The 15,395-nt window shown below is 57.5% G+C and carries 2 protein-coding genes; both read left to right on the forward strand.

Annotated features, from left to right (window positions below):
* Window positions 1-65 precede the first annotated feature (65 nt).
* Entirely contained in the window at window positions 66-13,307 is a 13,242-nt protein-coding gene (locus HB780_RS13500) for a non-ribosomal peptide synthetase (protein ID WP_286202948.1), read from the forward strand.
* A 47-nt stretch (window positions 13,308-13,354) separates the two neighbouring features.
* Window positions 13,355-15,379 carry a beta-ketoacyl reductase gene (locus HB780_RS13505; RefSeq protein WP_183688482.1) on the forward strand — a complete coding sequence of 675 codons (2,025 nt, stop codon included), beginning with the start codon at window positions 13,355-13,357 and terminating at the stop codon, window positions 15,377-15,379.
* The last annotated feature ends 16 nt before the right edge of the window (window positions 15,380-15,395 follow it).

Raw genomic sequence — 15,395 nt, forward strand, 5'->3', positions numbered from 1 at the left:
ACATCACCGGCAGTCACCCTTTGCTAAAAAACCATAGAGTCTATGGGCAAAATATACTTTCCGGATTGGCATATATCGATTTTATCCACCAGTTCTTCCGGGAAAAAGGGTTCCCGCATACGCAACTCGATCTGCGAAAGCTGGTGATCTACGCGCCCTTGCGCGTCGGCGATCAGGAGAGCGTTCAGCTGACGATCTCCTGCGTTGAAGCCGGAGTAGGGATGTGGCGTATCCGTATCGAAGGGCGAATGCGTCCAGATGGGGGGCACCCCGTCGGTGAGCCGAAAATCTATGTCACGGCAGAGATGCACCGTTGCCAGCCAATCAGTTTTGAAACGCGCCTGGACATTCAATCCGTCAAGACGCGTGCGAAAACGCAGACATCATTAGATGATGTCTATCGCCGATTGAGCGGGCGCGAACTCGTTCACTCCGGTCTGATGAAGGCATCGGGGGTGATCTACGGTCACGACACCGAACAGGTCGTTCAGGTTTCCCTGCCGACAGACGTCCCGGCTTATGTGGACGAATTCATGTTCCATCCCACGCTGATCGATGGCGGAGCTGTGGGCGCCGTCTCATCCTTCCCGGCTTTGGCTGACGATGAAGACCGTCTGTTCCTGCCGCTGGTCTATGATTCCTTCCGTGCCTCCGAATGCTTTTCCGAAACATGCTTCGTCCGGGTGACGAACGATACCGTCCACCGGAACGGCGAATTGCTTTCGATGGACCTGACCTTCTTCAATCAGGCTGGCATGAAGATCGCCGAGTTGAACCACTTCGCGGTGAAGCTGGTCCGGGATGCGGGGTTCATCGATCCTGAAAGGCAGCCCGAAGCCGATGCGGCACCCGCAAGCAGCCGCGAGGAAGTCTCAGCCGGAGGGCATTTCCCGGCGTCAAATAGTGCCGAGCAGGCTGTGAAGGAAGCGATCGCATCGGTTTTGGGCGGTGCGGCTGATGATATCGATCCGGCTTTGGACTTTTACGACATGGGCCTGAATTCGTCCGGCCTGTTGCATGTCGTATCGGCCCTTGAGGAAAGGCTGTCCAGCCAACTCTCGCCGACCTTGCTTTTTGAATACACAAGCGTCACGGCATTGTCGGGACACCTGCTCGACGCCCATGCCGGCCGGTTCGAGCGACCGCTCCCGACATCGATGGCGAAACCATCCGAGCCGGAAGCGCCCGAGGGTGCCAAAATCCCCGCTTCGCCTGCGTCTCAAGATGTGACGGATATCGCGATCATCGGCATGTCCGGACGCTATCCCGGCGCGAAGAACCTGCGGGAATTCTGGTCCAATCTGAAGGCGGGCAAGCACACGGTCTCCACGATTCCCGAAACACGCTGGGACTGGCAGGTGCTCGAGGGGCTACGGTCCGTTTCCGGCAGGAGCATGTCGAAGTGGGGAGGGTTCGTCGACGACGTCGACTGCTTTGACGCGCCCTTTTTCAGAATATCGCCTGGTGAAGCCGAAACCATGGACCCTCAGGAGCGTCTTTTTCTCGAAGCAAGCTGGGAGGCGCTGGAAGATGCGGGTTATACGCCCGACAATATCGTCGCGCCGGTCGGGCCGAACAAGCGCAAGGCCGTGGGCGTTTTCGTCGGCGTCATGCACAATGACTATAGCTTTATCGCGGCTGAAGCCAACAAGCAGGGTTACCCGCTACCCATATCTCTCAGTCTGGCGCCGATCGCCAATCGCGTCTCCTATTTCTGCGATTTTCATGGCCCTTCGATGGCAATCGATACGGTGTGCTCCGCCTCGCTGACGGCGCTGCACCTGGCGATTGACAGTTTACGGAAAGGCGAGAGCGAAGTTGCTCTGGCGGGTGGGGTCAATCTCTCCCTGCATCCCAACAAATATCTGAGCTACGGCCTGGAAGACATGCATGCCTCCGATGGCGCATGCCGGTCTTTCGGTGAAGGCGGGGATGGTTACGTCTCCGCCGAAGGCGTCGGAGCCGTGTTGCTGAAACCCTTGCGTCGCGCGAAAGCCGACGGGGATCATATCTATGCGGTGGTCAAAGGCAGCGCGGTGAACCACACCGGAAAAGCCAACGGCTTGCATGTCCCGAGCCCCGTCGCGCAGGCCGACGTCGTGACGCAATGCCTGGAGCGGAGCGGCATAGACCCGCGAACCATCAGTTATCTGGAAGCGCATGGCACCGGAACGGCACTTGGCGATCCGATCGAGATTCAGGGGCTGATAAAGGCCTTCAGCCGCCACACCAGCGACAAGCAATTCTGCGCGATCGGCTCAGTCAAATCGAATATCGGGCATGCGGAATCGGCGGCTGGCATCAGCGGGCTTAGCAAAATCGTCCTGCAGCTTCATCACAAGACGCTCGTTCCCTCTCTTCATGCCGATCCGGTCAACTCCTATATCGATCTGGAAAACTCGCCCTTTTATCTTCAGCGGGAAGCCCGGCCGTGGGAGCAGCCTTCGCTGTCCGGCGGCGGGTACGAGCGGCGTCACCCGCGCCGCGCCGGTCTGAGCGCCTTCGGAGCAACAGGCTCGAACGCGCATGTGATTGTCGAGGAATATCGCGCCGGGCCGGAGGCGAATTCTCAATTGAGCCATGTCGGCGGCCCGGTGGTGATCGTGCTGTCCGCCAGGAATCCGGACCGTCTGCGGGCATATGCGGAAAGCCTGCTTGTCCATCTCGAAACGGACCCGTGTTATCAAACACAGGATGACGAGCATCAATCACTCGCCAGCCTGGCCTACACACTACAGGTCGGTCGCCGGGCGCTGCCTGAGCGTCTCGGCTTCGTTGCCGACTCCCTGCAAGGCCTGAAACGCACGCTCGGCGCGTTTCTAGCGAGCCCGGATGTGTTGGCCGATGTCTATCGCGGGCAAGCCAAAACGGGTCAATCTGCATCGTCGCCATCGGGTAAAGCGGTTGTGGACAATATTGCGCGCTGGACCCGAGATCGCCGTTATCTGGAGGTTCTGGATGCCTGGGTGAAAGGCTTTCCGGTCGAGTGGGAAGCTGTCTGGGGGCATGTGAAACCGCGACGCGTCAGCCTGCCCACCTATCCCTTCGCCAGGGAAAGATACTGGATCAATGGCCCGCTCGGCAGCTTCGATGCTCCGAAGGTCGAGAACCAGGCGGACCGGGAGTATCGGCAAAAGACGACACAGCCGGCCCGTATCACGGTCACCGAGAACAAGCAGGTGTCATCGTCTGCGATCCGGCTCCCCGACCCCGATGGGGCGGGTTTGAGCGGCAGGGAAAAAGTCGAGCTGTTTTTGCAGCAGGTCATCGCCGAACAGCTGAACATCGATATCTATCAGGTCGAACTTGAGGAGCGCTTTTTCGACCAGGGCCTGAGCTCGGCAGGTGTGGTTGCGCTGATCAACGCGTTGGCAAAAGGCGCGAAGATACAGCTTTCCCCGGCCTTGCTGTTTGAACATGCCACGATCGCGACGCTCTCGGATTATTTGGCAGCCCACCATGCCGACAAATGCGATCGGATCACGCTTGGCGAACGCCAGCTGACGAGGGCATCGGACGGAGCCTTGCCGACATCATCGCGACCGGAAAGCGCCGGGTCGCAAGATACAGGCAGGCCGCAAGGCAATCTGCTGTCCGAAGGGCAAAAGGGATTGTGGGTGTTACAAAAGCGTTTTGCGAAGATGAACGCTTACAATGTGCCCGTCTGCTTTCGCGTCCGGCATCTCGATATCAAGCTTTTTCAGAAGGCCTGCCGGCTTCTCGTCAGACGGCATCCCATCCTGAGCGCGGTGTTTCAGGCCTCCGGCGGCATTCTCAGCTATGCCGAGCAGCCGGAACGCGAGCTTGTTTTTCATCAGGCGGATCTGCATGGATATCAAGCGGAGCAGATCCACAAAGTGCTCTCCGAAGCGGCGAAGCAAGCCTTCGATCTTGAACAGGGACCACTATTCAAAACGTTCCTCTTTTCGCTGTCCGATGAAGACACCATCGTTCTCATCAATGTTCATCACATTGTTTTTGATGGTCATTCAATCCTGCTGATGATGGATACCCTGTTCAATGCCTATCAGGCTTTGTCCGCGGGCCGTGAACCGGAAGAGCTTCCGCTATCCGCCGCCCATGACGATTTCGTTCGCGGGCAGGGCGCCCTTCTGAAGAGCGACGAAGGCCAGGCGCGTCTGTCCTACTGGAAGGAGCAGTTGGCCGAGCCTTTGCCGATCTTGAACCTGTCCGCCACGCCGCCGCGAAATTCGCAAGCCAATCCCTTTGCCGGTGCCAGCCATGCCTGCGTTTTGTCTCGCGAGTTGAGTGCGCAAATCAAACACTTTTCCGAAACCCATCGGGTCTATGAATCGACCGTCCTGCTGGGCTTGTTCAAACTGCTGCTGAGCCGCTACTCCAGTCAGGAGGATCTCATCGTCGGAATGCCCGTCAATGAGAGGAACCAGGGCCGTTACCAGGATGTCATCGGCTTCCTCGTCAATATGGTTCCGGTGCGCAGCCAAGTCAGGGCCGGCGAGACGTTCGAAAAGTTCCTGAATGCACTTCAGGCAACCATGCTCGATGGAATGATCCATCAATATCCTTTCCCATCCCTGGTTCAGGCCCTGGGGGCGGGCGCTTCGGCTGAGACCGCGCCCATCTTTCAAACGGCGTTCATCTACCAGGACATTCTGAAGGACATGGCCCACTGGGATCATCTCTTCCAATGGGTCGACGGGATCAGGCAGGAAGGCGAGTACGAGCTGGTTCTGGAAGTCCTCGAGGAAAAAGAACGATTTGCCCTGCACTGGAAGTATCAGTCCGAGCGCTATGAGGCAGATGCCATCGAGCGCATGGCTGATCACTATGTTCATCTGGCACAAGCGGCAATGGCCGAGCCGGCCCTGTCTTTGGATGAATATTCATTACTGTCGGAGGCAGAGGAACAAGTCCTGCTTCGTGACTGGAACGATACGGCCATTGACTATCCCGTCACAAAAACCGTGGACGAGCTGTTCGAAGCGCAGGTGAAAGAAGCGCCGTTGGCGACTGCGCTGGTTCACGATCATCGCTCCTGCTCTTATGAAGAGCTGTCCCGCCGGGTCTCGGAAATTGCTAGATACCTGCAGGCGCAGGCGACCTACTCCAACGGGCGTGTCGCCATTTGCGCCGAGCGTTCGATCGATATGGTGGCCGGATTGCTGGGGATTCTCCGGGCGGGCATGACCTATATTCCGCTCGATCCGGCGTTTCCGGAAGAGCGCTTGAGATACATTCTGCAAGACAGCCAGGCCGATATCATCCTGACACAAACAGCCTTGCAGCCCAAGGTGTCGCAATTGCTGAGCTCCGCGAAGCCGGAGGAGACTCCGTCGACAGCCAAGGTGATCGTGCTGGATGAGCCATGGCCGGCGCAGCAGCCGGTTGCCACGAACCGAGCGGAAGAGCCTGCCGCTCGACCATTGGCCTATATCATGTACACCTCCGGCAGCACCGGCCGGCCAAAAGGGGTCATGATTTCCCATCAGGCCCTCACCAATTTTTTGCTGTCCGTCGCCAAGGCACCCGGCATGACCAGGGGCGACAGTCTGCTTGCTGTCACCACCTACAGTTTTGATATTGCCGGTCTGGAGCTGTTCCTACCGCTGATCGTTGGCGGTCAGTGCCACATCGCGGATACCGCTGCCGTTCAGCATGTGGAGCAGCTGAAACTACTGCTGCGGCAAAAGAAACCGACGATCATGCAGGCCACGCCGTCCACATGGAACATGCTGTTTCATGCTGGATGGCGCAACGAAGAGAAGATCAAGATTCTTTGCGGCGGCGAAGCCATGCCGACGTCGTTGCGGCAGCGCTTCCATGAAACGGACAGCGATGTCTGGAACCTGTTCGGCCCGACGGAAACTACGATCTGGTCGACCATCAAACATCTGAAAAAGGACGGGCCCGTCAGCATCGGCAAGCCGATAGCCAATACGCAGGTCTATGTGCTCGACAGGCACAACCGCCTGAATCCGGTCGGCGTGCCCGGAGAGCTCTGTATTGCTGGAGACGGGCTGGCGGAGGGCTATTTGAACCGGCCGGAGCTTACCGCCGAAAAATTTATCGACAATCCGTTCACGCCGGGCACCAAGCTTTACCGTACCGGCGATCTTGCCCGCTGGATGGCCAATGGAGAGCTTGAATATCTGGGGCGCATCGATTTCCAGGTGAAGCTCAACGGCTTCCGGATCGAACTGGACGAAATAGAAAGTCATCTGAGCAAGCATCCGGCCATACAGGAAAGCGTTGTCATTCTTCAGGATCGCGGGGACGTGAAGCGCCTGATCGCCTTTTACGTTCCCGCCCGGCAGGCCGGGCAGGTCCCCAACTTCAAGGCGTTTCTGATGGATAGCCTCCCCGGCTATATGATACCGGCCTTCTTCGTTCCCCTCGACAAGATGCCCATGACGCTAAACGGTAAGGTCGATCGGCGGGCACTGATGGATCGGGATGTCCAACTGCACAAAGACGTCCAGCCTGTGCGGTCACGCTCGGAACTGGAGCGGACGTTGTTGGAGGTCTGGCGCTCGGTTCTCGGCCTTGAGGGAATTGAGGTCGGGGATGCCTTTATCGAGCTCGGCGGAAATTCCGTTTCGGCGACCATCCTTGCCGAGCGGATTGCGACGAAATTCGAGCGCCCGTTTACCGTTACGGATCTGTTCAAATATCCCAGCATCGAGAAGATCAGTCAGTACTTCAATACCTTCACTGAACTGAATAGCCCTGCGCGGGACAAGGCGCCGGATGAGATCGCTCCCATCGTCTCCGCCGAGCGGCAAGGCAACGAGCGCGATATCCCGGAATACTATCAGACGAGCCTCGCCATTGTCGGCATCTCGTGTCATTTCCCCGGCGCGCAGGACCACCGGCAGTTCTGGAAGAATCTGGTCCAGGGCAAGGAGAGCGTCACATTCCTTAGCCCGGACGAAGCCGCGCAATCCGTCCCCGACGCCGATATTCTGGACAATCCGGCTTATGTTCCGGTCGCTCTCAATCTGGAAGGGAAGGACTATTTCGATCCGGACTTTTTCCGGATTTCCCACGGGAATGCGGCTCTGATGGATCCGCAATTTCGTCAGTTGCTGCTCCACTCCTGGAAGGCGATCGAGGATGCCGGCTACACGCCGGGAGATATTGCAAGAACCGGCGTGTTCATGTCGGCCAACAACAATCTCTATCACTCACTCGCGCAAACGGGTCTTGAGCACCCCGCGGTCATGGAAAATGCCGAGGACTACGTATCCTGGATTTTTGCCCAGGGCGGCAGCATTCCGACGATGATTTCCTATCAGCTCGGGCTGAAGGGGCCGAGCATGTTCGTGCACACCAATTGCTCTTCCTCGCTGACCGGTCTCCACTTAGCCAATCAGGCGCTTCAGGTTGGTGACGTCGATTATGCGCTTGTCGGCGGCGCGACATTGTTCGACGCTTTCCAGGCAGGCTACATCCATCAGCCAGGTCTCAATTTCTCAAGTGATGGCCATTGCAAGACCTTCGATGCCAAGGCCGATGGCATGATCGCCGGCGAAGGGACAGGCGTGATCATGGTCAAGCGCGCCGTCGACGCCATCAAGGACAACGACAACATCTACTGCCTGCTTCGCGGCATCGCCATCAACAATGACGGCGACGACAAGGCCGGCTTTTATGCTCCGAGCGTCACTGGTCAGGCATCCGTCATCCAGCATGTTCTGGAAAAAACCGGGATCAATCCCGAATCCATTCGCTATGTGGAGGCGCATGGGACCGGAACGGCGCTGGGCGATCCGATTGAGGTGGCCGCTCTCAAGGAAACGTTTGCGCGCTATACCGACAAGCGGCAGTTCTGCGGCCTCGGCTCGGTCAAACCCAACATCGGTCATTTGGATACTGTCGCCGGTCTGGCCGGCTGCATGAAGCTGGCATTGAGCCTGCACCACAAAAAGTTTCCGGCCCAGATCAATTACAGCCGTCCGAACCCGCAAATCGACTTCGAGCGCTCCCCATTCTATGTCCAGGAACAGGAAGCTGTATGGGATGACGGAGATGTTCCGGCACGGGCGGCGCTGAGCTCTTTCGGCATAGGCGGCTCGAATGCTCATGCCATCTTTGAGGAATACCGGGGCAAAACCGATCCAGCCTCCGCATACCCGGCTCCGGCCCAGACGGTCATTCCCCTATCCGCGAAAAACAAGGACAGGCTCCGTGCCTATGCCGAGACGCTGCTCGCCTTCCTCCAGGATGACGGGCATGAAAGGCCCGATTTGGCCAATCTGGCATATACATTACAGGTGGGTCGGAAGGGGATGGAAAGCCGGTTGGCTTTTGTCGTGTCCAGTGTCGAAGAACTGATCGACGGCCTGTCGCGCTTCGTTCGTGGTGATCAAAACAGTCAAGGCATTTTTCAGGGAGATATGAGCCACAGGAACGGCGTGCTCGATCTGATCGAGAGAGACGAAGACGCCGACGAATTGATCAGAATGTGGTTCGAGAAGGGCAAGCTGCATCAACTGGCGAAAATCTGGGCCACGGGGATCGCGATAGAGTGGCGATTGCTCCATCAGGGGCGTCATCCACGCCGCGTATCGCTCCCCACCTATCCCTTCGCGCAGCAGCGCTATCATCGCAGACAACAGGTTCAAAAGCGCGTCGATCCGACCCGTGAACACGCCCTGCATCCATTGATACATCGGAACGTTTCCGACTTTTATCGCCAGCAATTCACCTCCGTGTTTCACGGCACGGAATTCTTCCTGGCTGAACATGTGCTGAAAGGAAGAAAAATTCTTCCCGGGGTGGCTTATTTGGAAATGACGCTGTTTGCAGCGCAAGCGTCCAGCAAACGCAGGATCACATCGCTGAACGACATCGTGTGGATGCAGCCGATCATCGTTGGTAACGATGAATGCCTTCTCTCCGTGAGCCTTGCCCCGGAGGCAGAGCATATCCGCTACGAAGTCTTCAGCGAAGGGAGCGATCCATCCGCGCCTGTGATCCATAGCCAGGGCTTCCTGACACACGAGGATGTACCGGACCACGCTACAAAGACCATGGATATCCAGGCGATCAAGTCTGCCTGCGATTCCAGCCTTTCGCGAACCCAATTCTATTCCGTCCTCGACGGCCTGGGGGCTGATTACGGCAATAGTTTCCAGGTGATCGAGACAGTCTGGAAAGACCGGAACCAGGCATTGGCGAAGCTGCGGCTGCCGGAACACAGGCTCCCGGACGCCGACGCATATCATCTTCATCCCAGCATCATGGACGCCGCTTTTCAGATAACCGATAGCCTGATCCTGCAGCCCGGCGAGACCGGGGGCTATCTTCCCTTCTTCGTCAAACGCATCGATGTCTATCAAAAGACTCCGGTCAATGGATATGCACATGTCCGTTTCAGCGCGGGAGGGAAACCGGAAGGCGCTGTCGTCAAATACGATATCGACATCGTCAACGGCGCCGGCGAGATCTGCGTTTCAATTCAAGAGTTCTGCGCCAGAAAGCTCGTCAACGCCGATTTCAGCGTCGGCCGGCCGGCCGGGCAGAAGCAGCAGGAGATGCTCTATCTCTCCACCGCCTGGATCGACCAGCCGATCGACACGGTTGCCGATCGGAAGCATGTTGCACTCAAACCATCCGATGAAACACAGATCGTCATTCTGGCCGGTGTCGATCGAGGTGTGATCAACGCCGCTGATATCTCGCCTCAATGCCAGGTTCTGTATTTCCCCCGGACAGCGGAGGAACATGAGCAGGATGCTTCCGTTCTCGGGCAGAGCGTCCTGGAAAATTTCCAGCTTTGTTTCGATCTGATCCAGCAAAATTCAGGGAGCAGGCTCACCCTGCTGGTGTTGGCGCCGGGCGGCGATGAAGCTCACTTCCATTCCGCCTTGAACGGCTTGTTCGCCACCGCGCGGCAGGAGAGCCGGAAGTTCCGGGGCAAGCTCGTTTCTATCGAGCAAATGGAAAGACAATCGTCCGAGGCGATCACTGCGCTGGTGAAGCGCGAAATCGGCGATGATTTCACCCATGCCCATGTGCACTATACCGCCGATCTTCGGCGTCGGGTGGAGCGTCTCGTCGAATTCTCGCCTGAGGCAAGCGATCCCGCCGGTTTGATCAAACAGGATGGCGTCTACTGGATCACCGGCGGCTCGGGGAAGCTGGCGATGATTTTCGCAAAGGACCTGCTGCGAAGAAAGCGGGTGAAGATCGTCCTGACCGGGCGTACGGCGATCGGCGTGGCACAGCAGCAGGCATTGGACGAGCTTTGCGGAGACGGTGCTGTGGTCGTCTACTGGCAGGCGGATGTCAGTTCTCCTGCCGGCGCAAGGCAGGTGTTCGATCGGATCAAACAGCAGTTCGGTGCGCTCAATGGCATCCTGCATTGTGCCGGCCTGCTTCGCGATGCCTTGATCGTGAATAAGACAGCCGATGACATTCGAGCGGTCTTTGCTCCGAAAGTGAACGGAGTGCTGGCTCTCGACCATATTACCAAGGACGAGCCTCTCGATTTCATGGCGCTGTTTTCCTCGGTATCCGGCGTCTTCGGCAATATCGGACAGGCGGATTATGCCGCTGCCAATACCTTCCTCGACGCTTTTGCTCGCCATCGGAACAGCTTGCGCAAGCAAGGCAAGCGCCAAGGCAAAACGGTCTCAATCGACTGGCCCTTGTGGAAGGAAGGCGGCATGCGGACCGATGAGGAATACCAGAAAGCGATATCGGACAGCACTGGCGTCAGCCCCTTGCAGACGGTGTCGGGAGTTCACGCATTCTATCAGGCCCTGAATGCCGAAGAGACGCAGATCATCGTATTGGAAGGTGACAAGGCAAAAATGAAAGGCAGCTATCTGAGGGAGGAAGCGGAGCCGGCCTTGCAAGCCTCTCGCCCGGACAGCCATCGGGGTCCGGCCTCGGAACCTCTCAATTCACAGAGCCTGCGTAAGCGGGTGCTGGCACAGCTGAAGGCAATTGCTGCGGAACAGGTCCAGATGCAGCCTTCCGAGATTGATGAGGGCAAACCGTTCGGCGCCTATGGGTTCGATTCGATTTCCTTCACCACATTCAGTAACAAGCTCAATGGCTTGTATAAATTGAAAGCGGGGAGCGCCGATGCGATCACTCCGACCGTGTTCTTCGAATACAACAGCATCGACAGTCTGACGGCGCACCTGCTTGAAGAGTACCCGAGCCTGTTTCAGAGCTCTGCCGATGAAGTGGACAGGGGCGACAGCGAGCAGACCATCGCCCAGCCTGACCGAAAGGAAGCTGTCACCGGCGGAGATCAGATCGCTCCGGTGACGCCACCGCTGCGGCTGTCCGCGCCTTATCGCACCCGCTTTTCGGACGATAACGTCGGATATGCGCAGAAGCACGAGGACGCCGTCAGGGAGATCGCCATTATTGGCATGAGCGGAAAATTCCCGATGGCGGAGGATCTCGACGAGTTCTGGCAAAATTTGGCGGAGGGCCGCGATTGTATCGGCGAAATTCCGGCCGAGCGCTGGAGCTGGAGCGATTTTTACGGCAACCCGACTACCGAGAAAAACAAGACCGACAGAAAGTGGGGCGGTTTCATTGCCGGCAGCGGCGACTTCGACCCTTTGTTCTTTGGGATATCGCCTAGGGATGCGGAGCTGATGGACCCCTGCCACCGCCTGCTCATGACCTATGTGTGGACGGCGATCGAAGATGCAGGATACGCGCCCGCAAGTCTTTCCGGAAGCAAGACGGCCGTATTCGTCGGCGTCGGGAATAGTGGCTATGCGGACTTACTGGCAAGCTCCGGCGCTGAGATCGGTGGGCAAACAGTTATCGGCACCGTGTCTTCGATCGCGCCGGGCCGCATCAGCTATCTTCTGAACCTCCATGGTCCGAGCGAGCCTGTCGATACCGCCTGCTCTTCGTCCCTGGTTGCTATCCACCGGGGCGTGAGCTCCATCAGGAGCGGCGAGGCCGATATCGCGATCGTCGGGGGCGTTCAGGGCATGTTCTCGCCCCAGGTCCATATCAGCTTCAGCAAGGCGGGAATGTTGGCCAAGGATGGCCGCTGCAAGACCTTCTCCAGTCAAGCGGATGGCTATGTCCGGGGAGAAGGCGTCGGCATCCTGATACTCAAACAATTGTCGCGAGCCGAAGCAGACAAGGATCACATCTACGGTGTGATCAAGTCGACCGCGGTCAATCATGGCGGGCGGGGTAATACGCTCACGTCGCCGAACCCGAAGGCGCAGAAGGATCTGCTGGTTGCGGCGTTGACGCAGGCGGATGTCGATCCGCGAACCATCGGCTATATAGAGGCACATGGCACGGGCACGCCGCTTGGCGACCCGATCGAAGTCAGCAGCATGCAGGAAGCGTTCAAGGAATTGAACGCATATGCGGGCGCTTCCAATGGCGGTGCAGCACGGTGCGGTATCGGATCGGTCAAGACCAACATCGGCCATCTGGAGCTTGCCGCGGGTGTCGCGAGCGTTGCCAAGGTGCTGTTGCAGATGAAGCACAGAACCCTGGTGCCGAGCCTGCATTGCGATGAGGTGAATCCACTCATCAACCTGCAGGGCAGCCCATTCCACATCGTCAGGGAAACCCGGAAATGGGAGCGCTTCATCGATGCCGAAGGCAACGAGATACCGTTGCGCGCCGGTGTCAGCTCGTTCGGTTTCGGCGGGGTGAACGCCCATGTGGTGCTCGAGGAATATATCCCTGCGCAGGAGCCGGCAGCCGCAACCCCAGGCAACGAGCCGCCCGTCATGATCGTCCTGTCGGCCAAATATCAGGACCAGCTGAAAGCCTATGCGGAGAAGCTGTTGCAGTCGATCACCCGCAAGTCGGCCGGGAACGTGTTCGCGCATGCCGATCTGGTCAAGCTCGCCTGCACGCTGCAGGCAGGAAGAGATCAGATGAAGCACCGGCTGGGATTTGTCGCGCGCTCGGTCGATGACATGAAGACTAAGCTCGGCTTGCTGCTGACTGAGTGGCAGAATGCGGACGGTATCCATTGGGGCTCGGGCTCGAAGCCTCTTGATGATACCGGCGACAATTCGGAACGCTTGCTGGCACGTTTATATGCGGACTCCGACTACGAGACGATCCTGGCACGGTGGGTGACGGGCCAGGATATTGCCTGGAAACGCCTGTATGGCGACGACATGCCGCCAAAGGTAAGTGCGCCTACCTACCCGTTCGCCAGGGAACGCTATTGGGCTCACTCGGACCCGTCTCGTCCACCACTGTCTGAATCATTCAATTCGTCGGATCAGTCTGCGTCTTTGGGCGCCGACACAAAGCGACGCTTGCGTCGCGAACTTGAAGACTTGCTGGACACAATAAGTGCCTCCTAGCGCCTTTTTATCGTCATTCACTGTTTCTGGTTCAGATAGGCAATAAGATGACAACCAACTTTTCGCTCATCGACAATATTCTGAAAGACGTCTTCTCGAAAGATATCGACCGGAATGAAGTGATCCGGCAATTCGAAGCCTTGTCAGACGATGAAAAGGAGCAGTTTCTCGGCAAGGTTAGGTCGGGCCCTCTGAGGAAAAATGCCGAGACACAGCCAATAGCTGGCGCCGGCGTCATCGATGGCGACAGAAATCGCGATGCATCGGCTGAGACCCTCATTTTTCAGGAATACTGGCAAGAAGTGCCATTGGATGCCTCGGAAACCGAGGTGGATATTCATGCGTCCCATGCGCATCGGACGATCGTCTTCTCGGATGAGAATTGGCTGAAGGAGCAGGCAGCGGACGCAAATGCCGCACCTGTCGGCGACGTAATATACGTCGTCCGGGGCGACCGCTTTCAAAAGCTGTCCGATCGTTTGTATTGTTGTCGTGCCAATGACGAAGTGCAGTTGCAGACCTTATTCCGTCGGCTCGTCGGCGAGGCGGAGGAAGCCTCATCGGTTGTCTATGCCTGGTCAAAAGGCAAAGGCGAGGCGGGAATCCATGAATTATTCACGTTATTCAAAGCCATAAGGCCGTTCGCCAGCCAGATATCCCAACTGACGCTGCTGGGGCACTACGATCATCAATCTCTGGATTCATGCTGGGACTACGCCTGGATCGGCTTCCAGCGCTCTTTGAAACCGCATTATCCGGCAACCGTCATTTCGATTGTCTATAGTGAGAGTACCACGATCGGTTTGAAACAGGTGATTGCCTTGTCGAGCCGTGAGAGCGTGGTGTGGCTGAGGGGTGAGCAAGCCTGCAGGCTTTCGGTTCGGGCCGTTGATGTGGCGCAAAACGTTAAAGCGGCAGCATTGAAACAATATGGCGGATACCTGATTACCGGCGGAGTGGGCGCTTTGGGCTTCACCTTTGCCCGCCATCTGGCCAGCCATTACCAGGCGAAATTGATCCTTGTCGGAAGACGACCCCTTTCCGATACCATTCGGAAGCAGCTCAATGAGCTAAAACAGCTCGGGGCCCGCGAGGCGGTTTATGAAACGGTGGATGTCCGCGACGAACTCGGATTGACCTCTCTGGCTCACCGGCTGCCATTTGAATTGGCGGGCGTAATCCATGCCGCAGGCGTCGAATCCGACAAGGCGTTTTTCGAGAAATCTGCAGGTGATGTTCGTCAAGTGATGGGGCCGAAAACGATCGGCACCCTATTGCTGGATCAGGTATTTGGCCAGCAGCCCCTGGATTTCATCTGCTATTTCTCATCGTCCGCTGCGTTGCTCGGAGATTTCGGTGGTTGCGATTATGCCATCGCGAACCGCTTCCAGATGGGCTACGGAGACTATCGCGAACAAAACGCACGCTTCCGCGGAAAGACGATTGTCATAAACTGGCCGCTATGGGACGGCGCGGAAGGGGGAATGGGCGCTCGGCACAAGGAGCGAACCGATTTCTATCTGAAGACAAGCGGTCAGAAAGCCCTGTCCGCCCGATATGGTATTCCCCTATGGTGTGACCTGGTACAAGCGGGTTCCACTCAGTCGCTGGTCATGATCGGCGACGCACGCCGGATCACATCCACGCTGCAACGCTTCTATGAAAGGACACCCAACCGTCAGGTTGCGTTAAGCCTCGATATCCCGGTTGTCGCTCATCCCGAAGCCAATGCCGCAAAGACGACGGACGTGCCGGATGATGAGTTGAAAGCAATCGTCGCCACAGATCTGAAAAGGCTGATTTCCACCGGCTACAAGATTGCCGTCGACAGGCTGGAGGAAAGCGTTCACCTGGCCGAATATGGTCTGGACTCCATCAATCTGACCGAGCTTGCGCAGCAGTTGAGCGCGCATTTTGCGATAGAGATCACACCAGCCCTGTTTTTCAGCTACATCTCGATAGATCAGCTCAGCGACTATTTCGTCACCCAGCACCGGGATCATTTGCAGGCGTTCTATCGTCCGGCGCCCGCGCCAATCGGAAGCAGGATGCAGATCCGTCCCATGCCATAACCGGTGATCCGATTGA

Source organism: Rhizobium lusitanum (assembly GCF_014189535.1).
In the GTDB taxonomy this organism is placed as follows: Bacteria; Pseudomonadota; Alphaproteobacteria; order Rhizobiales; family Rhizobiaceae; genus Rhizobium; species Rhizobium lusitanum_C.

Excerpts from the sequence above, each read along its gene's own strand:
- HB780_RS13505 (WP_183688482.1), top strand. The coding sequence starts at position 13,355 with ATGACAACCAACTTTTCGCTCATCGACAATATTCTGAAAGACGTCTTC.